23 protein-coding genes and 2 tRNA genes are annotated in these 22736 nt (G+C 70.5%); 11 read left to right on the forward strand and 14 right to left on the reverse strand.

The window, feature by feature from the left end; all coding sequences use genetic code 11:
* Positions 1-46: 46 nt before the first annotated feature.
* Complete coding sequence (locus ABZT49_RS29175) at positions 47-523, forward strand: DapH/DapD/GlmU-related protein (RefSeq protein WP_355291381.1); 477 nt, start codon at positions 47-49, stop codon at positions 521-523.
* A gap of 69 nt (positions 524-592) precedes the next feature.
* On the opposite strand, the gene aqpZ is transcribed toward ABZT49_RS29175, so the two are convergent.
* The 3 genes from aqpZ to mutL all read right to left on the reverse strand — a co-directional run bounded on the left by aqpZ (position 593) and on the right by mutL (position 4604).
* Positions 593-1327 (reverse strand): aquaporin Z, encoded by a 735-nt coding sequence (gene aqpZ / locus ABZT49_RS29180; protein WP_355291383.1) that lies wholly within the window; start codon positions 1325-1327, stop codon positions 593-595.
* 401 nt (positions 1328-1728) lie between these two features.
* Positions 1729-2559: a Uma2 family endonuclease gene (locus tag ABZT49_RS29185; protein ID WP_355291384.1), complete on the reverse strand. Its 831-nt coding sequence runs from the start codon at positions 2557-2559 to the stop codon at positions 1729-1731.
* An 83-nt stretch (positions 2560-2642) separates the two neighbouring features.
* A complete protein-coding gene (gene mutL, locus ABZT49_RS29190) occupies positions 2643-4604 on the reverse strand; it encodes a DNA mismatch repair endonuclease MutL (RefSeq protein WP_355291386.1) in 1962 nt (653 codons plus the stop codon).
* 75 nt (positions 4605-4679) lie between these two features.
* On the opposite strand from mutL, the gene ABZT49_RS29195 reads away from it, so the two are divergent.
* The 3 genes from ABZT49_RS29195 to ABZT49_RS29205 all read left to right on the forward strand — a co-directional run bounded on the left by ABZT49_RS29195 (position 4680) and on the right by ABZT49_RS29205 (position 8498).
* Complete coding sequence (locus ABZT49_RS29195; protein WP_355291388.1) at positions 4680-5276, forward strand: N-acetyltransferase family protein; 597 nt, start codon at positions 4680-4682, stop codon at positions 5274-5276.
* Between the two features lie 110 nt (positions 5277-5386).
* Positions 5387-7024, forward strand: a complete 1638-nt coding sequence (locus tag ABZT49_RS29200) for an outer membrane beta-barrel protein (protein ID WP_355291390.1) — start codon at positions 5387-5389, stop codon at positions 7022-7024.
* 97 nt (positions 7025-7121) lie between these two features.
* Entirely contained in the window at positions 7122-8498 is a 1377-nt protein-coding gene (locus ABZT49_RS29205) for a TAXI family TRAP transporter solute-binding subunit (protein WP_355291392.1), read from the forward strand.
* 5 nt (positions 8499-8503) lie between these two features.
* On the opposite strand, the gene ABZT49_RS29210 is transcribed toward ABZT49_RS29205, so the two are convergent.
* The 7 genes from ABZT49_RS29210 to sdhC form a co-directional block, all read right to left on the reverse strand.
* A complete protein-coding gene (locus ABZT49_RS29210; RefSeq protein WP_355291394.1) occupies positions 8504-9127 on the reverse strand; it encodes an AprI/Inh family metalloprotease inhibitor in 624 nt (207 codons plus the stop codon).
* 192 nt (positions 9128-9319) lie between these two features.
* Positions 9320-10102, reverse strand: a complete 783-nt coding sequence (locus ABZT49_RS29215) for a succinate dehydrogenase iron-sulfur subunit (RefSeq protein ID WP_355291396.1) — start codon at positions 10100-10102, stop codon at positions 9320-9322.
* Positions 10102-10950, reverse strand: coding sequence for a PIN domain-containing protein (locus tag ABZT49_RS29220; protein WP_355291397.1), 849 nt, complete (start codon positions 10948-10950; stop codon positions 10102-10104). The genes ABZT49_RS29215 and ABZT49_RS29220 overlap by 1 nt, the downstream gene beginning before the upstream one ends.
* Positions 10947-11189, reverse strand: a complete 243-nt coding sequence (locus tag ABZT49_RS29225; protein WP_355291399.1) for a FitA-like ribbon-helix-helix domain-containing protein — start codon at positions 11187-11189, stop codon at positions 10947-10949. The genes ABZT49_RS29220 and ABZT49_RS29225 overlap by 4 nt, the downstream gene beginning before the upstream one ends.
* Positions 11190-11201: 12 nt before the next feature.
* Entirely contained in the window at positions 11202-13028 is a 1827-nt protein-coding gene (sdhA, locus tag ABZT49_RS29230) for a succinate dehydrogenase flavoprotein subunit (RefSeq protein ID WP_355291401.1), read from the reverse strand.
* 37 nt (positions 13029-13065) lie between these two features.
* Entirely contained in the window at positions 13066-13479 is a 414-nt protein-coding gene (sdhD, locus tag ABZT49_RS29235) for a succinate dehydrogenase, hydrophobic membrane anchor protein (RefSeq protein WP_355291402.1), read from the reverse strand.
* 14 nt (positions 13480-13493) lie between these two features.
* Positions 13494-13913, reverse strand: coding sequence for a succinate dehydrogenase, cytochrome b556 subunit (gene sdhC / locus ABZT49_RS29240; protein ID WP_355291404.1), 420 nt, complete (start codon positions 13911-13913; stop codon positions 13494-13496).
* Between the two features lie 278 nt (positions 13914-14191).
* Between sdhC and ABZT49_RS29245 the strand changes: the two genes are divergently transcribed.
* The gene (locus ABZT49_RS29245; protein WP_355291406.1) at positions 14192-15082 is read left to right on the forward strand and encodes a LysR substrate-binding domain-containing protein; all 891 of its coding nucleotides are present in this window, start codon (positions 14192-14194) and stop codon (positions 15080-15082) included.
* Between the two features lie 134 nt (positions 15083-15216).
* Positions 15217-15675 carry a manganese-binding transcriptional regulator MntR gene (gene mntR, locus ABZT49_RS29250; protein ID WP_355291408.1) on the forward strand — a complete coding sequence of 153 codons (459 nt, stop codon included), beginning with the start codon at positions 15217-15219 and terminating at the stop codon, positions 15673-15675.
* Positions 15676-15695: 20 nt separating this feature from the next.
* Here mntR and ABZT49_RS29255 read toward each other — a convergent pair whose 3' ends face one another.
* From ABZT49_RS29255 to ABZT49_RS29270, 4 genes are all read right to left on the reverse strand, one after another.
* On the reverse strand, positions 15696-16982 hold the full coding sequence (locus ABZT49_RS29255) for a methyl-accepting chemotaxis protein (protein ID WP_355291410.1): 1287 nt from the start codon (positions 16980-16982) through the stop codon (positions 15696-15698).
* Between the two features lie 149 nt (positions 16983-17131).
* Positions 17132-18178 carry a MaoC family dehydratase gene (locus ABZT49_RS29260; RefSeq protein ID WP_355291412.1) on the reverse strand — a complete coding sequence of 349 codons (1047 nt, stop codon included), beginning with the start codon at positions 18176-18178 and terminating at the stop codon, positions 17132-17134.
* 234 nt (positions 18179-18412) lie between these two features.
* Positions 18413-18742, reverse strand: coding sequence for a DUF167 family protein (locus ABZT49_RS29265; protein ID WP_355291413.1), 330 nt, complete (start codon positions 18740-18742; stop codon positions 18413-18415).
* A gap of 4 nt (positions 18743-18746) precedes the next feature.
* Positions 18747-19034 carry a YggT family protein gene (locus ABZT49_RS29270; RefSeq protein ID WP_355291414.1) on the reverse strand — a complete coding sequence of 96 codons (288 nt, stop codon included), beginning with the start codon at positions 19032-19034 and terminating at the stop codon, positions 18747-18749.
* A gap of 109 nt (positions 19035-19143) precedes the next feature.
* Here ABZT49_RS29270 and ABZT49_RS29275 point away from each other — a divergent pair.
* From ABZT49_RS29275 to ABZT49_RS29295, 5 genes are all read left to right on the forward strand, one after another.
* Positions 19144-19219, forward strand: a tRNA-Ala gene (locus ABZT49_RS29275).
* A gap of 108 nt (positions 19220-19327) precedes the next feature.
* Positions 19328-19403 (forward strand) — tRNA-Ala (locus tag ABZT49_RS29280).
* A 372-nt stretch (positions 19404-19775) separates the two neighbouring features.
* On the forward strand, positions 19776-20663 hold the full coding sequence (locus tag ABZT49_RS29285; protein WP_355291416.1) for a manganese catalase family protein: 888 nt from the start codon (positions 19776-19778) through the stop codon (positions 20661-20663).
* A gap of 194 nt (positions 20664-20857) precedes the next feature.
* A complete protein-coding gene (locus ABZT49_RS29290) occupies positions 20858-21169 on the forward strand; it encodes a metal-sensitive transcriptional regulator (RefSeq protein ID WP_048452223.1) in 312 nt (103 codons plus the stop codon).
* 124 nt (positions 21170-21293) lie between these two features.
* Positions 21294-22676, forward strand: a complete 1383-nt coding sequence (locus ABZT49_RS29295; RefSeq protein ID WP_355291418.1) for an AarF/ABC1/UbiB kinase family protein — start codon at positions 21294-21296, stop codon at positions 22674-22676.
* The last annotated feature ends 60 nt before the right edge of the window (positions 22677-22736 follow it).

The raw sequence follows: 22736 nt of genomic DNA on the forward strand, positions 1-22736 counted from the left end.
CACGGCTCACCGAAGCCCGCGAACCGACGGACAGGAGCCCGCCCGCATGCCGATCACCGACGTGTCCCTCGAGGAGGGCGCCAGCATCACGCATCCGGACCTCGTCGATCTCGCCGGCTGCCGCATCGGCGCCGGCGCCCGGATCGGGCCCTTCGTGCAGATCCGGGCGGGCAGCCGCATCGGCGCGCGCTGCAAGGTCTCCTCGCACAGCGTGCTCGGCCAATCGGTCGAGCTCGGCGAGGGCGTGTTCGTCGGGCACGGCGTGGTGATCGGCGACGGGGACGGCGCCCGGCCGACCCGGATCGGCCCCGGCGCGTCGCTGGGATCGCGCGCCACGGTGCTGCCCGGACTGGCGATCGGCCGGGGCGCGATGATCGGCGCCGGCGCCGTCGTCGTCGGCGACGTGCCGGATTTCGCCCTGGTGGTCGGCGTGCCCGGCCGGGTCGTGGGCGATGCCCGCGACCGACGCGGCCTCGAACCGCACGACCCGGCCGGGCGCCTCGACGAGGTCGCGGCCGGGTGAAGCGCGATAACGCGATCGGAAGCCCGGCGGAGTTGCACCGGGCAACCCCGCCGGGCCGGTCATGGCCCGTCAGTGCGTCGCCGCGGCGGTCGGGATTCCGGTGACCTGCGCCGCGGGTTCCTCGCTCAGCCAGCGGTACAGGACCCCGCCGAGCGCCCCGCCGATGATCGGCGCGACCCAGAACAGCCAGAGCTGCGCCACCGCCCAGCCGCCGACGACGAGGGCCGGGCCGGTGCTGCGGGCCGGGTTGACCGACAGGTTGGTGATCGGGATGCCGACGAGGTGGACGAGGGTGAGGCAGAGCCCGATCGCCAGCGGCGCGAAGCCGACCGGCGCCTTGCCGTGGGTCGCCCCCATGATGACGAACAGGAACATCATGGTCAGCACCACCTCGGCGAGGAAGCACGCGACGAGGGAGTACTGACCGGGCGAGTGCTCGCCGTAGCCGTTGGCCGCGAAGCCCTTGGCGAGGTCGAAGCCCGGCGCGCCGGAGGCGATCACGTAGAGCAGCCCCGCCGCCGCGACGCCGCCGACCGCTTGCGACACGATGTAGGGCACGATGTCCCGGCCCGGGAAGCGCCGCCCCGCGGCGAGCCCGATCGTCACCGCCGGGTTGAGGTGGCAGCCGGAGACGTGGCCGATGGCGTAGGCCATGGTGACGACGGTGAGGCCGAAGGCGGCCGAGACCCCGAGCAGGCCGATGCCGACCTGCGGGAAGGCCGCCGCGACGACGGCGCTGCCGCAGCCGGCGAAGGTGAGCCAGAAGGTGCCGATCCCCTCGGCGGCGCATTTGCGGATGTCCATGGAGCGTCTCCTCGTGCGGGACGTCGTCCCGGGCGGGATGCCATCCCGTGCGGGCGGTCCGGGGCCGGACTTCGTGCCGGCTCGATCGGGTGCGGGGACGTCGGCCGCGGGTATCCGGCCCGGATGCGACGCCATGCGTCGCCGGGAGCCGATGGAGGAGAGGCTTGCCCAGGTGAGGATGCGAGCTTTGGCGCTCGTTCGGGCTCTCTATACAGGATATTTCCGTTCGTGAAAATCGGGACGGACTGACTCTGTACTAGGTGATGCTGCGACCGATTGCACTGGAGGGGATCGGTCCATACCTAAATTGGGACGAGCGGCGGCCCCTCAGCCGAAACCTGCTCGCGCGGACGTCCGCCCGTAGAATTCCAACAGATCAGACGACTCGCATCTGACCGGCACTATGATATTTCGCGCAGGGCTGCCGCAAGTCTGCAGTGCAGCCGCTCCGGCAAGATATTCTTCCACTGCTCTTTTCTCGGCAGACCCTCTGTCCCGACGAGGCATGCGACCGCCGCCGCGCATTCCTCGGCATCGAGTTCGGCGAGGAGAGCCTCGATGCCGGGGGGGACGGCAAGGCCCTTCAGGCCGGCGATGCGCGCGACCTGCGCCGGCCCGAAGACGGCGAGCGGCGGGCGGGGTTCGCTCTCCGTGGCGAGGGTCGGGACGACGGCATAAATCTCGTCGAGCCGCAGCGTGACCGCGATCGCGTCGAGGCGCAGGACGGCGTCCGGCGTCTGGAGGAGTTCGTAGCGCCAGCCGGCGCCCTCGCGGTGATACGCCTCGATCCGGCGCTGGTCCTGGGCGACGAGGACGAAGTGGCGCAACTCGGGCAGGCGCTGATAGGCGAGCCATTTCCGGCCGCGGTCGTAGCGCTCGGTCGAGGGGGACAGGACTTCCAGGATCACGGCCGCGCCGGCCACGCCCTTCGTGTCCGGATCGGGCACGACGCCGTCGCCGCACGCGACGAAGACATCCGGATAGAACCGCGCCGTGCCGGCCTCGAGCCGCATCGTCTCCCGGAACGAGGCGCAGGGGCCGCCGGGGGCAAGGCGCGCCGCGATGAGCCCATCGAGGCGCCGGGTGAGGGCGTGATGCGCGGTCGAGCCGCCGACCATCATGCGAAAGACTTGGCCGTCGATATATTCGAGCCGCTCCCCGTCCTCGGCCGCCGCGCAGAGACGGTCGTAGCCGTCGAGGTCGACGCGCGCGTCGTGCCGCAGAGCGGGCATGCCGAAACTCCAAGGGTAAACCGGGCGCGATCGTAAGCGAGGGCCGTGCGGCCCGAAAAGCCCTCACCGGGGAGGCATGCGCCTCACCGCCGCCCGAACAACCGCTCCACGTCCGACAGCTTCAGCTCGACATAGGTCGGCCGGCCGTGGTTGCACTGACCGGAGAACGGGGTCGCCTCTATCTCGCGCAGGAGCGCGTTCATCTCCTCCGGCCGCAGGCGGCGGCCGGCGCGGATCGAGCCGTGGCAGCTCATCCGCGACAGGACGGCGTCGAGGCGGCGGGCGAGCGGATCGGCCCCGCCCTCGACGAGCGCGTCGACCACGTCGGTGAGGAGCGCCCGCAAGGATCCGCCGGCGAGGGCGGAGGGCACCTCGCGCACCAGCACCGCGCCGTGACCGAAGGCCTCGAGGACGAGGCCGAGATCCTGAAGGGAGTCCGCCGCGTCGGCGAGCCGGTCGGCCTCGACGGGATCGAGCTCGACCACCTCGGGGATCAGCAGGATCTGCCGGGCGATGCCGCCGCCCGCGCGCTCGCGCTTCAGCCGCTCGTAGACCAGCCGCTCGTGGGCGGCGTGCTGGTCGACGATGACGATGCCGTCCCGGGTCTGGGCGACGATGTAGGTCTCGTGCAGCTGCGCCCGCGCCGCGCCCAAGGGATGCTGCTCGGCGGGTTGGGAGGTCGCCTCGGCTGCGGGCATGCGCTGGTCGGCGCTCGGCAGGGCGAGGTCGCCGGAGAAATGCGCCTGGCGCCCCTCGCCGAAGCCTTCGGCGGGTGGTCCCTCGTAGGCGGCCTGATCCGGCTCGCGGGCTTCCCACGGCGGAGAACCCGGATCGCCACCGATGCCACCGCCGAAATCGCGCTCGAAGTCCTCCGGCCGGCCCGATCCGGTCGGGCGGGACGGCACCGTCTCGTCGCGGCGCGAGAACAGGCTCGCGGGCGGGCGCGAGGGCATGGAGGCCGGCGTCACCGCCGGCCGCAGGCTCTCCAGGGTGCGGGCCGCCACCGTGGAGGAGCTGCGCCCGCCCTCGCGGCGCAGGGCCTCGTGGATGGCGCTGACGATGAGCCCGCGCACCAGGCCAGGATCGCGGAAGCGCACCTCGGTCTTCGCCGGATGGACGTTGACGTCGACGAGGGCCGGGTCGCAGGTCAGCGCCAGGGCCAGGACCGGATGGCGGTCGGAGGCCATCACGTCGGCATAGGCCCCGCGCACCGCCGAGAGCAGCAGCCGGTCGCGCACTGGCCGGCCGTTGACGACGAAGTGGACGTGGGTGGCGGCCGCCCGGTGGAAGGTCGGCAGGCCGACATGGCCGTCGAGGGCGAAGGCCTCGCGCTCCAGGCTCAAGGGAGCCGAGTTCTGGCCGAATTCCGGGCCGAGCACCGCTACCAGCCGGCGCAGCCACGAGCCCGACCCGGTCTCGGCCGGGAAGACGAGGCCCGCGGACGAGGAGCCCTCGCCCGTCAGCGTGAAGCGGATCTGCGGGTGGGCGACCGCGAGGCGTCGCAGGATCTCACCCACCGCCGTGGCCTCGGCCCGGTCGGACTTGAGGAATTTCAGCCGCGCCGGGGTGGCGGCGAACAGGTCCGTCACCTCGATCCGCGTCCCGGGCTGGGCAGCGGCCGGGCGCACCGGCCCCTTCTCGCCGGCATCGACGACGATCACGTGGCCGTTGTCGGTACCCGGCACCCGCGAGGTGATGGCGAGCCGCGCCACCGCACCGATCGACGGCAGCGCCTCGCCGCGAAAGCCGAGGGTGTCGATGCGCTCCAGGTCGCCGTCGGGCAGCTTCGAGGTGGCGTGGCGCTCGACCGCGAGGGCGAGGTCCTCCGCGCTCATGCCGCCGCCGTCGTCGACGACCCGGATCAGCTTGCGCCCGCCGGCCGCGATCGTCACCGCGATGCTGGAGGCCCCGGCATCGACCGCGTTCTCGACCAGCTCCTTGACCGCCGAGGCCGGCCGCTCGACCACTTCGCCGGCGGCGATGCGGTCGACGAGGACCGGGTCGAGGCGGCGGACCGGGGGGCGTCCGGGGGATGGGGTGGACATGACGTGAATATAGGCTTTCGCGGGCGGCGCCAGAAGGTGCAGGATCCGGCGTTTCCACCGGATGGATCGACGCGGATGGCGCAAGGCGACGGGACCCAAGGTGACGGGACCTTCGAGGGCGACGTGCTTCTGCGTCCCTGCGCCGAGGCCGACCTTCCGGCGGTGACGGCGATCTACGCCCACGCGGTTGCCACCGGCCGGGCCTCGTTCGAGCTCGAGCCGCCGGACGAGGCCGAGATGGGGCGGCGCCGGGCCGAGCTCGTCGCTGGCGGCTACCCCTATCTCGTCGCCGAGCGGTCGGGCCTCGTGGTCGCCTACGCCTATGCGGGCCCGTACCGGACCCGGCCGGCCTATCGCGGCACGGTCGAGACCTCCGTCTACGTCCGGCCGGACCAGGCCGGGCGCGGCCTCGGCCGGCGCCTCCTGGAAGCGCTGGTCGCGCAGGCGGAGGCCGCAGGCTTCCGCCAGATGGTGGCGGTGATCGGTGACTCGCACAACGCCGCCTCGATCGCCCTGCACGCCGCCCTCGGCTTCCGGCATGTCGGGGTGCTGCGATCCGTCGGCTGGAAGCATGGCACCTGGCTCGACACGGTGCTGATGCAGCGCCCCCTCGGCCCGGGCGACACGAGCCCGGCCAACAGCCCTGCCGACGGGACACCGCCGGACCGATGAGGGAAAGGTCTGTCGCCGCGTCAGTTACGGGGACTTAACCCTACGGGTTGTAACGCTCTTAACCATGATGGCTCGCCGGACGTGGCGGGACTGAGCGGAGCGGCAGGCCCGTGGCGGACGAGCGGCGAACATCCGGACAGGCCGGTCCCGGCATCCCGGCCCTGATGCTGGCGGCCTCCCTGCTCGGCGCGGGCCCGGTCGCGGCGCAAGGACTCGGCCCGAATGCGGCACCGGGCCAGGACCTCGGCCAGGGGATGAATCTCGGCCAGGGGACGAGCCTCGGTCAGGGGCCGGGGGATCCGTTCCTGGCCGGCCCGCTCCCGGGCGGTCAGGATCCCGGCACCTTCGCGCTCCGGGCCACCAACCCGGCGCTTCAGGGCGGCCTAGCCCGCGGCGTCGGCCGGCCGGGCGCGGGCGCCCGCTCCGGTGCAAGGCCGCGCACCCTACCCCAGCGGCGCACGCGCCCGCCCACCACCGCGATCACCCGCCAGACGACCCAGCAGGGCACGGCGGAGGATGCGCGCCTGCGCCCGACCGTGCAGATCCCGGTCTCGGGACTCCCCGACCTCGCCGGCGCGGTGCCGCTGCTGCGCCGGCGCACCCTCGATCCCCTCGACCCCTACGGGCCGCTCGGCATCCGGGTCGGCAGCCTCACCCTGTTCCCGGCCCTGCAGCAGAGCGTCGGCTATGATTCGAACCCCGACCGCTCGATCTATCGCCGCGGCTCGATGGCGCTGCGCAGCCAGGGCGAACTGCGCGTCGAGAGCGACTGGTCGTCCCACTCGCTCACCGGCGAGGCGCGCTTCGGCTACTTCAACTATCCGGACAACCGCAACGCCAACCGGCCGGACGGCGACGGGGCGATGCGGCTGCGCCTCGACGTCGCCCGCGACACCAAGGTCGACGTCGAGGGCCGCTACGCGATCTCGACCCAGCGCGCCGGCAGCCCGGACCTGAACGCCCAGGTCCGCGACCGGCCCCTCGTCGCCGCCTATGGCGGTACCGTCGGGGTCACGCAGAACTTCAACCGGCTGCAGGTGACGGTGGCGGGCCTGATCGACCGCCAGACCTTCGAGAACGCCCAGCTCGCCGACGGGACCTTCCTGCGCCAGGACGACCGCAACGCCAACCAGCTCGGCCTGCGCCTGCGCACCGGCTACGAGATCCGCCCCGGCTTCACCCCCTTCGTCGACACCCTGGTCGACACCAGGATCCACGATTTCGCGGTCGACCAGTCAGGCCTGCGGCGCGATTCCGACGGCGTGACTGTGCGCGCCGGGTCGAGCTTCGAGTTCAGCCGGCTGCTCGCCGGCGAGGTCTCCGCCGGCTACCTGTCGCGTCACTACGCCGACAGCCGCCTGCGCGACGTGACCGGCCCGGTGATCGACGGCTCGGTGACCTGGGCGGCGACCGCCCTCACCTCGCTGCGGGTCGGCGCCTCGACCGGCGTGCTCGAGACCATCGTGCCGGGGGCGAGCGGGATCCTCACCCGCACCGCCGTCGCCGAGATCACCCACGACCTGCGCCGCAACTTGCGCTTGACGCTGACCGGCACCCTGATCAGCAACGACTACCAGGGCACCAGCATCCGCGAGCAGGGCTACAGCGCCGGTGTCCGGCTCGATTACCGCCTCAACCGCTGGCTCGGCATCCGGGCGAGCTACGCCCGGGAGTTGCTGCGCAGCACGGCGATCGGGTCGAGCTATCATTCGGACACGTATCTGGTCGGGGTGCGGGTCAACCCGTAACCGACCTCTCCCTGCGACACGCGCGCCGCGCAACCCGGACCACCCTCCCCCGGTTCTATCCGGAGGCCTCGACCCGGAGGGAGGACGTGTCCGCGCGATGACGAGAGCGTTCCGGCCCGAGCGCATCTTCCTGGTCACCAGCCTGGTGCTGACCATCGCGGCGGCGGTGGCGCTCTACGTGCTGCAGGCGACCACGCTCACCATCGCGGTGGCGCCCCGGGACGGGACCGAGCCGGCGCTGATCCGCGCCTATGCGGAGGCCCTGAAGAGCACCCAGAAGGGGGTGCGCCTGCGCATTCTGCCCTTCGACGACGTGCGCGAGAGCGCCAAGGCGCTCGAACAAGGCAAGGCCGATCTCGCCGTGGTGCGTCCGGATGTCGACCTGCCGGCGAACGGCCTGACCCTCGCGATCCTGCGCGATCAGGCGATGCTGATCGCCTCGCCGGCGCCGTCGGGCATCACCACCTTCCCGGACCTCGCCCGCAAGCGCCTCGGCATCGTGGCTCACCGCGACGCCGATCTGTGGCTGTTGAAGAGCCTGATGGGCTATTACGGCCTCACCTTGCAGGAGGGCGGGTCCGGCCCGATTCCGGCCGGTCAGGTGCGGCTGGTGCCTCTGGCGGAAGAAGACCTCGCCGGCGCCTTCGCGGAGAAGCGCATCGACGCGGTGGTGGCGGTGATCGCGCCGGCCGCCCCGATGGCGTTGCGCCTCGTCGCCACGGTCCAGGCGGCGAGCCGGACCCGCAAGGTCGCGTTCGTCGGCGTCGAGGACGGACCGGCGATCATCGAGCGGCTGCCCCGGCTCCAGGCGGTGACGGTGCCGGCCGGCCTGTTCGGCGGCAGCCCGAAGGTGCCGGAGGAGGAGGTGAAGACGGTCGGCGCCTCGTACCGGCTGATGGCCCGGGCCACGATGAGCCGCACCGTGGCGGCGGACGTGACCCAGCACCTGTTCGAATTGCGCTCGCGGCTCTCCGACGCGACGCCGGCGGCCGATTACGTCGCCGCCCCGGCCTACGAGACCACCGCCGAGGCGACGAGCGCGCGGCTGCCGATCCATCCCGGCGCGATCGACTATTACGAGCGCGAGCAGCAGGGCTTCATCGAGCGCTACGGCGACTGGATCTACCTGCTGGCGGTGCTCGGCGGCGGTTTCGGCTCGGCGCTCGCCTGGCTGCGCCAGCGCCTGCGCCGCCTGCGGCGCGAGCGGATCGACGTGGTGATGGACCGCCTGCTCGAGATCCTGGCCGAGGCCCGCCGGGCCGATCCGGCCGGGCTCGACGCCCTGACCGGCGAGGTCGACACCCTGGCGGCGGACGTGGTCCGCTACACCCGCGAGCGCGAGACCGACACCCGCACCATGGCGGCGGTCATGATCGCGATCGAGACCGCCCGCTCCACCATCGCCGATTGCCGCCGCATGGCCGGCCAAGCGGTGCCGCCGCGGCCCGCCTTCCGGCTCAGCGCGGCGGAGTAGGTCCCTTACCGCACCATCGCGAGGGGGGCGCCGGATTTCGACAGCGCGCCGTCCATGGCGCCGCCGGCCGGGCGCAGGCGCGCCGCGACCGTGCCGCCGGGCTGGTAGAGGTAGACCTCGCCGTCGCGATAGTCCCAGGCGGTGACCTTGGCGAGGTCCTTGTTGGCGCAGCCGGTGGACGAGGCCTTGTAGAGGTCGAGGGCCGGGGTGCTGGCGAGGTTGACCCGGCAGCTCGCGCCGGTGGCGTCCTTGGCGGTCCAGCCGCCGACGACGCCCGAGCGCCCGCCGCTCGACACCACGGGAGGCGGCGGCGGGGAAGCGATGGCGGCCTGCTGCTGCACCGGCGGGGGGCTCGCCTCCGCCACGATCGGACCGCCGGGATTGGCGACGACCGGGCCGGGAGGCGCGGCCGCGGCGCCGGGCGGCGGGGCCAGGGGCGCCGAGGTCACCGGGCCCGAGGACAGGCCGGGGCCGAGATCCGGCTCCTCCGGCGGCAGCGGCCGGGCCGCCCGCGGCGCCGGGCGCGCGGAGGCGCCGATTCCCCCGGTGTCGAAGCGCGACGAGGAGCAGGCGCCGGCGCTCGCGGCGAGAGCCAGGGCGGCGACGGTGCAGAGAATCTGACGCGGCATCGAGGGGTCCTGCGGCAATCCGGGTCTGGCCGGCGGCGGCCGTTCTTCGGGGATCGGTTGTGCCCGGCAAATACGATCCCGGGAGGGCACGTGCAGGGGTTTCCCCAACGACAAAAGCGCCCGAAGGCGCCTTTTCGAGAGGGTGTGGCCGACAGGACCCAGTCGGCCGCACCGGATGCATGCTGGGTCCGGTCAGACCTCGCGCGCCACCATCATCTTCTTGATCTCGGCGATGGCCTTGGCCGGGTTCAGGCCCTTCGGGCAGGTATTGGCGCAATTCATGATAGTGTGGCAGCGATAGAGCCGGAACGGGTCGTGCAGCCCGTCGAGGCGCTCGCCGGTATTCTCGTCGCGGCTGTCGATCAGCCAGCGATAGGCCTGGAGCAGGGCCGCCGGGCCGAGGAAGCGGTCGCCGTTCCACCAGTAGCTCGGGCACGAGGTGGTGCAGCAGGCGCACAGGATGCACTCGTAGAGCCCGTCGAGCCGCGCGCGGTCCTCGGGGGTCTGGCGCCACTCCTTCTCGGGCGACGGGGTCTCGGTCTGCAACCAGGGCTCAATCGCAGCGTGCTGGGCGAAGAACGAGGTCAGGTCGGGGACCAGATCCTTCAGCACCGGCATGTGCGGTAGCGGATAGATCTTGACTTGGCTCGACTTGCAGTCGTCGATGCCGAGCGTACAGGCCAGCGTGTTCTGCCCCATGATGTTCATGGCGCAGGAGCCGCAGATGCCTTCGCGGCAGGAACGCCGGAAGGTCAGGGTCGCGTCGACCTTGTTCTTGATCCACAGCAGCGCGTCGAGGACCATCGGGCCGCAATCGTCGCGGTCGACGTAGTAGGTGTCGATCCGCGGGTTGGCGCCGTCGTCCTGGTTCCAGCGGTAGATCCGGAACTCCTGGACGTTCTTGGCCCCGGCCGGCTTCGGCCAGGTCTTGCCCTCGGTGTACTGGGAGCCTTTGGGGAGGTTGAATTGGGCCATCAGAGTTCTCGATTTTTCGAGTGAAGTTGTATGTCGTCTTTCAGGCGGTGCAGCCCTGAGCGCAGATCCGACAGCAGGGAGATGATGTAGGGACGGTGGTCGGTGGACGAGGCGCCGAGCATCGTTTCGGCTCGGGCCTGAAGTCCCGGCCAATCCGTTCCTTCGTGCCCGCGCCCGAGCCAGCAGAGCGCAACGAGGTCCCGCATCTGATCACGCGAGAGCGTACCGATTGCTCTCATGAGGCGAACATATACCGGCGATTCGAATGCTGACGCGTAAACCTCAGATGGTACGAACCGAAATGCCGTCGATGGTGGGACGGCTTGTTCCTGGATGAACGCGAAGGTCCGGCTGAGACGATCGTGCAGAGCCATCATCGCTACGGCTTGGGAGTCGGATATTGCAGTTTGCGGCCTATCCTCGGCAAGGCGGAGGGTATCATCCAGACTGATGACGAGGTGAGACAAACCTCGGCTCTCTACCCGCTGCATCATCTTTTCGTCGGCGGTCACGAGCCGCACGCCATTCTGCTCCGCACAGGCAAGGAAGACGCAGTCATAGACCGGGTGATTGATCTCGACCGAAATCTGCAAAGCCCGTTCGAACAGCAGGAGCGCCGGGATCACGGACGAGAGGAAGCCGGGCAGTTGCCTGCAAGCCGCTTCGGCCTGTTCGATCGACGCCTCTCCCGCCTTGATCTTCTTGCGAAGGACGTTCGCGAACTCGGCGAACAGTAGATCGGGCGCGAGAAACTCGGCATCCGAGTCCAAGAGGTCGAGTGCGACTTGATGCCCGACCTCAGGCGAGACCCACTTGATCGCGACCGACGTATCGACGACCAACCTCATCGGTCGCGGTCTTCCCGAACCAGCAGTGCGCTATCAGTCTGGTTGACGCCGCGCGGTGCGAGCGCGGCGATCTGCCGAGCCGCTTCTGCGCGGCTGCGTGGCCGCGCTGCGGTGGTGCTGAGTGCTTCACGCAGCAGCATCAACACCTCGTGCTCGACCGAATGGCCATGCCTTTGCGCCAGCGACGCGATCTGCTCCACAGTCTCGTCGTCGACGTTCCTGATCGTCAGATCGCGCATCGCTTCAGCTCCTCAGTACACGCGCGCCTTCGGCTCGATATACGCGATGTCGTTCGACATCGTGTAGGTGTGGACCGGCCGGTAATCGATCGCGACCTTGCGGGCGTCGGGGTCGAGCCAGGCGAGCGTGTGCTTCATCCACTGCTTGTCGTCGCGGTCCGGGAAGTCCTCGCGGGCGTGCGCCCCGCGCGACTCGGTCCGGTTGGCGGCGGATTCCATGGTGACGACGGCCTGGCCGATCAGGTTGTCGAATTCCAGGGTCTCCAGCAGGTCGGTGTTCCAGACCAGCGAGCGGTCGGTCACCTTCACGTCCTCGGCGCCGGCCCAGACCTTGTGGATCAGGCCCTTGCCCTCCTCCAGCACCTCGCCGGTGCGGAACACGGCGCAGTTGTTCTGCATCGTCTTCTGCATTTCGAGGCGCAGCTCCGCCGTCGGCGTGCCGCCATTGGCGTAGCGGAAGCGGTCGAGGCGGGAGAGCGCCTTATCGGCGGAATCCTTCGGCAGCTCCGGCAGGCGGCCGCCCTTCTCTACCGTCTCGGCGCAGCGCAGGCCGGCGGCGCGGCCGAACACCACGAGGTCGATGAGCGAGTTCGAGCCCAGCCGGTTAGCGCCGTGGACGGAGACGCAGGCCGCCTCGCCGATCGCCATCAGGCCCGGCACCACGTGGTCGGGGTTGCCGTCCTTCAGGGTCAGCACCTCGCCGTGGAAGTTCGTCGGGATGCCGCCCATGTTGTAGTGGACGGTCGGGATGACCGGGATCGGCTCCTTGGTCACGTCGACGCCGGCGAAGATCTTCGCGCTCTCCGAGATGCCGGGCAGGCGCTCGTGCAGGATCTTCGGGTCGAGGTGGTCGAGGTGGAGGAAGATGTGGTCCTTGTTCTTGCCGACGCCGCGGCCGGCGCGGATCTCCATGGTCATGGAGCGCGAGACCACGTCGCGCGAGGCGAGGTCCTTGGCCGAGGGGGCGTAGCGCTCCATGAAGCGCTCACCCTCGGAATTCGTCAGGTAGCCGCCCTCGCCGCGCGAGCCCTCGGTGATGAGGCAGCCGGCGCCGTAGATGCCGGTCGGGTGGAACTGGACGAACTCCATGTCCTCAAGCGCGAGGCCCGCCCGCAGCACCATCGCGTTGCCGTCACCGGTGCAGGTATGGGCCGAGGTCGCCGAGAAATAGGCGCGGCCGTAGCCGCCGGTGGCGAGCACCGTCGTGGCGGCGCGGAAGCGGTGGATCTCGCCGGTCGCCTGGTCGATGGCGATCACGCCGCGGCAGCGCCCCTCCTCGTCCATGATCAGGTCGAGGGCGAAGTACTCGATGAAGAAGTTGGTCTGCGCCTTCACGGCCTGGCCGTAGAGGGTGTGCAGCATGGCGTGGCCGGTGCGGTCGGCCGCCGCGCAGGTGCGCTGGGCGGTGCCCTTGCCGTAATCGGTGGTCATGCCGCCGAACGGGCGCTGGTAGATCTTGCCCTCGGCGGTGCGCGAGAACGGCACGCCCCAATGCTCGAGCTCGTAGACCGCGGCCGGCGCGTTGCGCACGAGGTACTCGATCGCGTCCTGGTCGCCGAGCCAGTCCGACCCCTTCACGGTGTCGTACATGTGCCAGCGCCAGTCGTCCGGGCCCATGTTGCCGAGCGAGGCCGAGATGCCGCCCTGCGCCGCCACGGTGTGCGAGCGGGTCGGGAAGACCTTGGTGATGCAGGCGGTGCGAAGCCCGGCCTGCGAGCAGCCGACGGTGGCGCGCAGGCCGGCGCCGCCGGCGCCGACGATGACGACGTCGAAGCTGTGGTCGATGATGGTGTACGCCTTGCCGTTCTGGGCCGGCGCGGCGGAAGCGGTGGAGGCCATGGGCGAGGTTCCCGTTCTGGCGTTACGCAGTCTGTCGTTACGCGAAGGCCCGCAGGCTCACGCGCACGATGGCGTAGAGGCAGGCGACCGCGACGACGACGCAGTAGAAGTTGTTGGCGATCACCGCGGCGATGCGCAGACCCTTGTCGTGGACGTAGTCCTCGATGACGATCTGCAAGCCCATCCGCATGTGGTTGGTGACCGAGAGGACGCCAAGGATCAGCAGGATCGCCACCAGCGGGTGCGACACCAGGGCGGCCGCCTCCGGATAAGGCCGGCCGGCCATCAGGGCGACGATCACCACGAAGGCGAGGACGAGGGGCACGTTGGAGACCGCGGTGACGCGGTGCATCCACCACTCGCGGGTGCCGTGATGGGCGGCACCGAGGCCGCTGACGCGGGCGCGCGGCGTGCGGATCGAGGGACGGATCTCGGGGCGGTTGTCGGCCATGTGTCGTCCTCTCCTCAGCGCGCCACGAGGGCGACGATCCAGATCAGCACCGTCAGGGCGGTCGAGCCGATCAGGGTGAAGCGGGCCATCGCGATGCGGGTGCCGGGCTCCATGCCACGGCCGAAGTCCCAAACGAGGTGGCGGATGCCGCCGAGCATGTGGTGCAGCAGGATCCAGGTATAGACGAACAGGATCAGCCGCCCGAGGATCGAGCCGAAGAACCACGCCACCGGGCCGTAGGCGCCGGGACCAGCAGCGAGCGCGACCAGCCAGAGGGCGAGCAGCGCGGTGCCGCCGTAGAGCGCGACGCCGGTGATGCGGTGGGCCACCGACATCGCCATGGTCCAGGTCCAGCGGTAGATCTGGAGATGGGGCGAGAGCGGTCGCACGACCGGTCTGCCGGCGGGGTTCGTAGGCCTTGCGGTGTCCGCCATCGTGATCCTCGAGAAGTCCTGGTCTGTACCGGCTCTAAAGTGGGTCACCTACCGGCTCCGCCGCGCGAGCGCAACGTGGCCGCAAGGCGGGCCGGGTGACAGATCCATCCGCCTGTCTCCCTGGAACGCGTCCAATTCGCAATGCGGTTCTCGTTGACCCAGGCTTCGTCGTCCGCGAAGGCTGGACGCGCCCCTGGTCATCGTGGGCCGGCGCGATCTACCTTCGCGGCCGGCGAAACGATCGCCCGGGGACGGGCCGTCGCCCGGGAGGCGCCGCCATGCATTTCGATCTCGTCGACCTCAGCCTGTTCCGCCACGTCGTCGAGGCGGGCTCGATCACCCACGGGGCGAACCGCGCCAACCTGGCGCTCGCCGCGGCGAGCCACCGCATCCGCAGCATGGAGGCCTCGCTCGGCGCCGCCCTCCTCACGCGGGCGCGGCTCGGCGTCACGCCGACCCCGGCCGGGCGCACGCTGCTCGCGCATGCCCGCCAGATCCTCGGCAATGTCGAGCGGCTGCAGGGGGATCTCGCCGCCTTCGCGGGCGGCGCGGCGGGGCAGATCCGGGTCTTATCGAACACCAATGCGCTGACCGAATTCCTGCCCGAGGTGCTCTCGGCCTATCTCGCCCTGCATCCGGGGGTGAGCGTCGACATCGAGGAGCGGCTGTCGGACGAGATCGTCGGCCTCGTCGCCGAGGGCGCGGCGGATCTCGGCCTCGTCGCCGGCACGGTCGAGACCGGCAGCCTCGAGACCCACCCGTTTCGCCGCGACCGTTTCGTGCTGGTGGTGGCGGAGGGCCATCCCCTCGCCGGGCGGGCCTCGGTCCCCTTCGCCGAGGTGCTGGGCCACGACCTCGTCGGGCTCGACCGGGCGAGCGCCCTCACCCGCTTCCTCGCCGGCAAGGCCGGGCGCAGCGGCCAGCCCCTGCGCCTGCGGGTGCAGCTGCGCGGCTTCGACGCGGTGTGCCGCCTCGTCGAGTGCGGCGTCGGCCTCGGCATCGTGCCGGAGACGACCGCGCGCCGGGCCGCCCGCACCATGGGCATCGCCATCGTGGCCCTGGAGGACCCTTGGGCGGTGCGCGACCTGACGATCTGCCTGCGCGACCTCGCCGCCCTGCCCCCCTTTGCCCAGGACTTCGTCGCCCATCTGCGGGCGCCGCAGGAGTGAGAGCGCGCGGGGCCGGGAATGCGTGTGGGAACGCGATCCTCGAGGACCTGCACACCCGGCCCTTCCTCGGGTAAGACTGCCTCGGGTAAGACGGTGTCATCCGACGGCGACAGACGAGGCGACGACCCCACCCCATGCAGGATTCCGATCACCCGCGCGAGCCCGCCGCCCTGGTCGATGCCGAGGCGCATTCCGCCGGCTTCCGGCAGGTGCGCGAGGCGCGCCGGCTCGAACTGGTGGAGGATTACGTCGAGCTGATCGCCGACCTCATCGGCGACGGCGGCGAGGCGCGCCAGGTCGACATCGCGGCCCGCCTCGGCGTGGCCCAGCCGACGGTGGCCAAGATGCTCAAGCGACTGGCCGAGGACGGCCTGGTGCAGCAGCGCCCCTATCGCGGCGTCTTCCTCACCGAGGCCGGCCGGGCGCTGGCCGCGGAGGCGCGGGAGCGCCACCGCATCGTCGAATCGTTCCTGCTCGCCCTCGGCGTCAGCCCCGACGTGGCGCGCTGCGACGCCGAGGGCATCGAGCACCATGTCAGCCGCGAGACGCTGGAGGCGTTCCGCCGCTTCACCGCCGCCCGGACCGACGCCTGAGCGCGGCTCTCCGGCGTCGGTCAGGCCGCCCGGACGCTCCTGAGGAAGGCGTCGGTCTGCGCGCTCAGCTCGCGGGAGCGGTCCGAGACCTCGGACGAGGCGCCGATCACCCGCGCGGCGTTGTGGCCGGTCTCCTCGGCGGAGGCCGAGACGCTCGCGGTGCCGCTCATCACGTCGCCGGCCCCGGTCGCGGCCTGGGAGACGTTGCGGACGATCTCCTGGGTCGCGGCGTTCTGCTCCTCGACCGCGGCGGCGATCGCCGTCGTCACGGAGCTGATCTCGCGGATCCGCGCGCCGAAGCCGCCGATCGCCGAGACCGCCTGGGCGGTCGAGTCCTGGATCCGGGCGATCTGCGAGGAGATCTCGTCGGTGGCCTTGGCGGTCTGGTTGGCGAGTTCCTTGACCTCCGCGGCGACGACCGCGAAGCCCCGTCCCGCCTCGCCGGCGCGCGCCGCCTCGATCGTGGCGTTGAGCGCGAGCAGGTTGGTCTGCCCGGCGATCGACGAGATCAGGCTCACGACGTCGCCGATCTTGCTCACCGCGCCGCTCAGCTCCTGCACCAGGCGCTGGGTCGCGTCGGCCTCGACCACCGCGGCTTCCGCGAGGCCGGCCGAGCCCTGGACCTGGCGGCCGATCTCGTGGACCGAGCTGCCGAGCTCCTCGGAGGCCGCCGCGACGGTGCCGATATTGGCCGAGGTCTGCCGGGCGGAGCCCGCCACCTCGCTCGAGCGGGCGCTGGTCTGGTCGGCGGTGCCGGCCATCGCGGCGGCGGCCGACTGCATCTCCGTGGCGGCGCCGGTCAGGCGCGAGAACAAGGCCGAAGAATCCTGGGCGAAGGCCGCGACCAGCGCCTCGAACCGCTGGGTGCGCGCCTCGTCGGCGGCCCTGGCCTCCATCTCGGCGTGGATGTCGACGAGCGAGCCGCAGATCCGCAGCGGGACGCCGTGCGCGTCGTAGGACGCGCCGCCGGTGGCGCGGAACCAGCGCGGCGTCCCGTCCGGCATCACGATCCGGTACTTGACGTCGTAGGCGCCCTGGTTCGCCACGTCCTTGATCGCCGCCGCGAAGGCCGACATGATCCGGTCGACGTCATCGCGAAAAATCCGGCTCGACCACGATTCCAGCTTGTCCGGATAGGCCTCGACCGAGGGGTAGCCGACGATGCGGCGGAATTCCGGCGTCCAGGTCACCTGGGTCTTCGGATGCGCGAGGTCACCCCGATACGGGACGACCTCCCACAAGCCCACCCCGGCGCGCGTCGCGAGCAGGTTGAGAAAGCCGTCTTTGCGTGCGAAGCGCTTCAGCATCGGGAAATCAGTCCGGTTCGTCCTCCGCTGTCAGTACAAGCGAGCCGTGAATTAAGTCTTACGCAACGGCGACCGCGAGCCGGAGACGGCCATCGGCGCAAGGTCTTGCGCCGATGGCGAGCCAGGAGGCGCCCGGCCGGCGCCGATCCTCAGCGCGGCATCAGCACCCAGTAATCGAGGTCGAGGATCACCGCCGGGTCGGTCGCCTCGCCGGCCTTGTCGGGATGGGCGGTGCAGGGCTGGTTCTTGGTCGCGATCGTGCGCAGGCGAAGCGCCCCGACATCCCGGCGCCCGGGCAGCTCGGCGGTCGCCAGAACCTCGCTCCAGGCATAGACCGTGTCGCCGGCGAACAGCGGTGCGACGTGGCGCCCGGCATTGATGCCGGCGATCGAGAAAGCGTTGCCGAGCCCGTTGAAGCTGAGAGCCCGGGCGAGCGAAATGACGTGGCCGCCATAGATCAGCCGCTTGCCGAAGCGGGTGTCCTTGGCGGCGTAGCCGTCGAAATGGACCTTCGCTGTGTTCTGGAACAACCGGGTGGCGATCTGGTGCTCGGCCTCCTCGACGGTCATGCCGTCGACGTGGTCGATGCGCTCGCCCACCTCATAATCACCGAAGCGGTGCGGGCTGCCGGCGAGGCCGAGATCGTAGGCGTCCGGCTTCAGGGACGGCAGGGCGGCGGCCAGGTCCTCGGGCGCCACCGCCTTGGCGAGGCTCGGCACCGCCTCTTCGGCGATCTTCGCCTCGGGGTCGCGCTTGCGCACCAGCACCCACCGGCAATAGCTCAGCACCGCCTCGCCCTGTGCGTCGTATCCGGTGGAGCGGACATAGACCACGCCGGTCTGGCGGTTCGAGCTCTCCTTGAGGCCGATCACCTCCGAGACCGCGTTCAGGGTCTCGCCCGGATAGACCGGGCGCAGGAAGCGTCCCTCCGCGTAGCCGAGATTGGCGACCGCGTTGAGCGAGATGTCCGGCACCGTCTTGCCGAACACGACGTGGAACACCAGCAGGTCGTCGAGGGGCGCCCGGGCGTAGCCGAAGGCCGCCGCGAAGGCGTCGGAGGATTGCACCGCGAAGCGCGGGCCGTAGAGCGCGGTGTAGAGCGCCACGTCGCCGGTGGTGACCGTCCGCGGCGTGGCATGGCGGATGGTCTCCCCGAGGCGGAAATCCTCGAAGAAACGGCCCGGATTGGTCTTCATCGTCGCCCCTTGCGAGAGTCCGGAGCACTACCCGATCGCGTTGCAATCGGGCAGTGCTCTAGGTCATTGATTTTGCCGCATTTTCTTCGACGAACCGGTATCCACTTCGTCGGAAAATGCTCTATCTCGTGCGAGAGCCTGCCGGGCGTGGGGCCCGGCAGGCTCTGGGTGGTTTCGGGCCGCTCGGACAGGCGGGCCTCTCCCGGCGATTTGAGGGTCAGGCCCGCCCTATGGTCAAGCCCCGCCGGTCAGGCTCTGCAGCCGCTCCGCCAGGGCCGGCCCGTCGCCGGCGACGCGAAACAGCTTGATGCGCGCGGTGGCCCCGGTGGCGAGGGTCACCGCGGAGGCCGGCAGGCCGAGGGCGCGCCGCAGCACGTCCCGGATCGCCGCGTTGGCGGCGCCGTCCTCCGGCGCCGCCCGTACCCGGACCTTCAGCACCGCGGTGCCGTCGTCCCGGGTCTCGACGCCGTCGAGGGCGTCGCGCCCGCCCCGCGGGGTGGCCCGGATCCGGACCTCGATCCCCTCCGGGGTGACCCGCCAGGGCGGGGGCCGGCTTGGGAGCACGGTCTCAGACCATGCCGGAGAGGAGCTCGAACATCAGGTTGCGCAGGAAGAACAGGCCGAGGACCAGGATGATCGGAGAGATGTCGATGCCGCCGAGATTCGGCAGGATCCGCCGGATCGGCCGCAGGGCCGGCTCGGTCACGCGGAACAGGAACTCCCCGATCTGCGACACGATCGGGTTGCGCACGTTGACCACGTTGAAGGCCACGAGCCAGCTCAGCACGGCGCTGGCGATGAGCAGGTACACGTAGAGCGTGATGATGTTGTCGATGAGCCAGAGAATCGAGCGCATGCGCGGTCCGTGCGAGCCCGGGGCACCCGCGCGCAATCGCATCGCGGCGGGCCCACCAAGGGAATTGACAGGCTGAGAAGGGCCGGCCTACAAGGCACCCGCCTCGGACGGGGCTGTAGCTCAGATGGGAGAGCGCCGCAATCGCACTGCGGAGGTCAGGGGTTCGAATCCCCTCAGCTCCACCAGGCCTGCCCTTCGTGATTAACGCAGGGTTGGCAAGGTGGCAGGCAGGTGGTACGGAGCCACCGGGTAGTGACATCGCCTCGGCGATACGACATATACCCGCTTACGGCGGGGCTGTAGCTCAGATGGGAGAGCGCCGCAATCGCACTGCGGAGGTCAGGGGTTCGAATCCCCTCAGCTCCACCAAACCTCTGTTTGGTTGGATGTCTTCGATGAAGGCGTGAGACCGGGATCGGCGGTGGCCGGTGCCCGGTTTTGCCGCGTCTCGTACGCGTCGAGCGTGTCGTTCGACATCTGGACCAGATGCGGCTGCGGTCCGCACAATTTTCCGGTGAGCGGACGAGGGCGGATATTCCCCGGACAGCCCTGCCCCCGCGAAGAGCGGGACGGAGGCGATTACCCCTCCCCCACGAAAAAACCCGCCCGCCACGCTCGAACCACCGCACCGGCGAGGCGTTGGTCGGCGATTCCAATACCCATACTGAGTATGATCATCTCAGGTGGCGTCAGCGGCGTACCGCGCCCGGGATCACCCCGACGAACGGTCAGGAGACCCCGATGTACTACCACGACAAGCGTCTGCAATATCCGGTGAAGGTGGAGAAGCCCGATCCCCTGTTCGCCCGCCAGCTCCAGCAGGCGATCGGCGGCATCGAGGGCGAGATCCGCGTCTGCCTGCAGTACTTCTTCCAGGCCTGGGGCGCCCGCGGGCCGAGCACGAAGTACCGCGACGTGCTGCTCAACACCGCCACGGAGGAGATCAGCCACATCGAGATGCTGTCGACGGCGGTGGCCCTCAACCTCGAGGACGCGCCGGCGACGCTTCAGGAGACCTCCGCCCAGGCCAACCCGATCGTCGGCGCGGTGATGGGCGGCGAGCGCCCGCGCCACGTCGTCGAGGGCATGCTCCAGCGCCATCTGCTCTCCACCGGCATGGCGGCCCTGCCGGTCGATTGCGACGGCGCCCCGTTCGACTGCTCGCACGTCTATGCCAGCGGCAACCTCGTCGGCGACATGTTCTGCAACGTGGCGGCGGAGGCGACCGGCCGGATCCTGGCGGTGCGGCTCTACAACTCCACCCACGACAAGGGCATGCAGGACATGCTCAGCTTCCTGATCGCCCGCGATACGATGCACCAGCAGCAATGGCTGGCAATCATCGAGGACATGGGCGGCCTGAAGGAGGGGCTGCCGGTGCCCAACAGCTTCGACCAGTCGAAGGAGGCGCAGGAGTTCAGCTACATGTTCATGGGCACCGAGCGCAACGGGACCCCGGTTCCGCCGGGCCGGTACTCGGAGGGCCCGTCGATCGACGGCAAGGGCCAGTTCTACTTCCGGGCCTTCGAGCCCCTCGGCGAGGAACCGGTGCTCGGGCCGGCCCGGCCGGATTCCGCCGCGCAGAAGGAGCAGATGACCTCGGCTCCGGTCACCAACAGCAAGACCTAAGCACGCAAGACCTAGGCCATCAGGCGCGAGGGCGCGCGGGCCGGGCGCCAAGATTGAGCTTGACCTGTGCGCCCATGATGTAAGATCGGTTGCCGTTCCTCAGGGACAGGGCGGCAATCGATCACCAGACCCGACGTCGCCCGGGCCGCCCGCGCCCCCGGACGAGGCGGACCCACGGTCGGGGAAGGCACATCATGGATTACCAGTACGTCGACGGGCGCCTCCAGATCCGCCGCACCGAGGAGGAGAAAAAGCCTATCCTCCAGCGCCTCAAGCGCATCGAGGGCCAGGTGCGCGGCCTCCAGGCCATGGTGCAGGAGGACCGCTACTGCCTCGACGAGGTGCAGCAGATGAACGCCATCACGGCGGCGGTGCGCGAGGCGGTGCTCCAGCTCATCAGCACCCACCTCGACGCCTCGGTCGACTACGCGGTCCGCGCCCAGGACCAGGACGGCGCCATCGAGGAGATGGTACGGGTCCTGCGCGCCGCGCTGCGACAGACCTGAGGTCCGGCGGGGCCGACCCGCGCTGTCCGGTCGCCCTGGCGGCCCGGGAGCCCGGGCTTATCTAAGGCTCGAATTCCGGCGCGTGAGACCGTTGCGCGCGAACTCGAAACGAGCCTCATCCCGCATGTCCGCCTCCGACAGCGAAGCCAATCGCTTCTCCGCCCGCGCCGCCCGCTACGCGAAGGTCGGCGCCAATGTGGGCGGCGTCGCCGCCCGGATGGCCGGCGCGCGTCTCCTCGGCCGCAAGGGCGAGGACGTGACGAGCGCCGCCGCCCTCGCCCAGGCGCTGGGCGGCCTGAAAGGGCCGATCATGAAGGTGGCGCAGCTGCTCGCCACCGTGCCGGACCTGCTGCCGCCCGAATACGCCGCGGAGCTGCAGAAGCTGCAATCCGAGGCGCCGCCGATGGGCGCGGCCTTCGTCAAGCGCCGCATGGCGGCCGAGCTCGGGCCCCAGTGGCAGAGCCGCTTCGGCCAGTTCTCGCTGCGCCCGGCAGCCGCCGCCTCCCTCGGCCAGGTCCACCGGGCCGAGAGCCTGGACGGCACGGCGCTCGCCTGCAAGCTGCAGTATCCGGACATGCAATCCGCCGTCGAGGCGGACCTGAAGCAGCTCGAACTCGCCTTCGCGCTGCACCGGCGCATCAGCTCGGTCATCGACACCCGCGAGATCGGCAAGGAGATCGGCGACCGGGTGCGCGAGGAGCTCGACTACACCCGCGAGGCCAAGCACGCCGCCCTCTACGCCGACGTGCTCAAGGGCATCGAGACGGTGCGGGTCCCGGTCGTGTATCCCGACCTCTCGACCAAGCGCCTGCTCACCCAGGGCTGGCTCGAGGGCGAGAAGATCCTGACCTTCACCGACGGCCCGCTGGAGGTGCGCAACCGTCTGGCGCACGCGATGTTCCAGGCCTGGTGGCACCCCTTCAGCAGCGCCGCGGTGATCCACGGCGATCCCCATCTCGGCAACTACACGGTGTTCTCCGAGGGCGGCGAGCCCAAGGGGCACGAACCCATGGGAATCAACCTGCTCGATTACGGCTGCATCCGCATCTTCCATCCCCGGTTCGTCGGCGGCGTGGTCGACCTCTACAAGGGGCTGCTGCACGGCGACGAGGCCCGCATCGTCCACGCCTACGAGAGCTGGGGTTTTCGCAACCTCACCCGGGAGCTCGTCGACATCCTCAACATCTGGGCCCGCTTCATCTACGGGCCGCTGCTCGAGGACCGGGTCCGCACGGTGGCGGACGGCGTCAAGCCGGGCGAGTACGGCCGGCGCCAGGCCTTCGAGGTCCACCGCGCCCTCAAGGAGCGCGGTCCGGTGACGGTGCCGCGGGAATTCGTGTTCATGGACCGGGCGGCGGTGGGCCTCGGCGCGGTGTTCCTGCACCTGCGTTCGGAGTTGAACTACCACCGCCTGTTCGAGGCCCAGATCGACCGCTTCTCCCTCGACGACCTCGCCGCCCGCCAGCACGCGGCGCTGGAGAAGGCCGGCCTGCCGCAACCGGCCTGATCGGCGGGGCACCGGGCCGGCGGTTCGCGACTTTAGACCTGGAAAAAGGTGCGGAATCGC

It is taken from the genome of Methylobacterium sp. EM32, assembly GCF_040593685.1.
Classification (GTDB): Bacteria; Pseudomonadota; Alphaproteobacteria; order Rhizobiales; family Beijerinckiaceae; genus Methylobacterium.

Excerpts from the sequence above, each read along its gene's own strand:
- ABZT49_RS29175 (WP_355291381.1), top strand. The coding sequence starts at position 47 with ATGCCGATCACCGACGTGTCCCTCGAGGAGGGCGCCAGCATCACGCAT.
- aqpZ (WP_355291383.1), bottom strand. The coding sequence starts at position 1,327 with ATGGACATCCGCAAATGCGCCGCCGAGGGGATCGGCACCTTCTGGCTC.
- ABZT49_RS29185 (WP_355291384.1), bottom strand. The coding sequence starts at position 2,559 with ATGCCCGCTCTGCGGCACGACGCGCGCGTCGACCTCGACGGCTACGAC.
- mutL (WP_355291386.1), bottom strand. The coding sequence starts at position 4,604 with ATGTCCACCCCATCCCCCGGACGCCCCCCGGTCCGCCGCCTCGACCCG.
- ABZT49_RS29195 (WP_355291388.1), top strand. The coding sequence starts at position 4,680 with ATGGCGCAAGGCGACGGGACCCAAGGTGACGGGACCTTCGAGGGCGAC.
- ABZT49_RS29205 (WP_355291392.1), top strand. The coding sequence starts at position 7,122 with ATGACGAGAGCGTTCCGGCCCGAGCGCATCTTCCTGGTCACCAGCCTG.
- ABZT49_RS29210 (WP_355291394.1), bottom strand. The coding sequence starts at position 9,127 with ATGCCGCGTCAGATTCTCTGCACCGTCGCCGCCCTGGCTCTCGCCGCG.
- ABZT49_RS29215 (WP_355291396.1), bottom strand. The coding sequence starts at position 10,102 with ATGGCCCAATTCAACCTCCCCAAAGGCTCCCAGTACACCGAGGGCAAG.
- ABZT49_RS29220 (WP_355291397.1), bottom strand. The coding sequence starts at position 10,950 with ATGAGGTTGGTCGTCGATACGTCGGTCGCGATCAAGTGGGTCTCGCCT.
- ABZT49_RS29225 (WP_355291399.1), bottom strand. The coding sequence starts at position 11,189 with ATGCGCGATCTGACGATCAGGAACGTCGACGACGAGACTGTGGAGCAG.
- sdhA (WP_355291401.1), bottom strand. The coding sequence starts at position 13,028 with ATGGCCTCCACCGCTTCCGCCGCGCCGGCCCAGAACGGCAAGGCGTAC.
- sdhD (WP_355291402.1), bottom strand. The coding sequence starts at position 13,479 with ATGGCCGACAACCGCCCCGAGATCCGTCCCTCGATCCGCACGCCGCGC.
- sdhC (WP_355291404.1), bottom strand. The coding sequence starts at position 13,913 with ATGGCGGACACCGCAAGGCCTACGAACCCCGCCGGCAGACCGGTCGTG.
- ABZT49_RS29245 (WP_355291406.1), top strand. The coding sequence starts at position 14,192 with ATGCATTTCGATCTCGTCGACCTCAGCCTGTTCCGCCACGTCGTCGAG.
- mntR (WP_355291408.1), top strand. The coding sequence starts at position 15,217 with ATGCAGGATTCCGATCACCCGCGCGAGCCCGCCGCCCTGGTCGATGCC.
- ABZT49_RS29255 (WP_355291410.1), bottom strand. The coding sequence starts at position 16,982 with ATGCTGAAGCGCTTCGCACGCAAAGACGGCTTTCTCAACCTGCTCGCG.
- ABZT49_RS29260 (WP_355291412.1), bottom strand. The coding sequence starts at position 18,178 with ATGAAGACCAATCCGGGCCGTTTCTTCGAGGATTTCCGCCTCGGGGAG.
- ABZT49_RS29270 (WP_355291414.1), bottom strand. The coding sequence starts at position 19,034 with ATGCGCTCGATTCTCTGGCTCATCGACAACATCATCACGCTCTACGTG.
- ABZT49_RS29285 (WP_355291416.1), top strand. The coding sequence starts at position 19,776 with ATGTACTACCACGACAAGCGTCTGCAATATCCGGTGAAGGTGGAGAAG.
- ABZT49_RS29290 (WP_048452223.1), top strand. The coding sequence starts at position 20,858 with ATGGATTACCAGTACGTCGACGGGCGCCTCCAGATCCGCCGCACCGAG.
- ABZT49_RS29295 (WP_355291418.1), top strand. The coding sequence starts at position 21,294 with ATGTCCGCCTCCGACAGCGAAGCCAATCGCTTCTCCGCCCGCGCCGCC.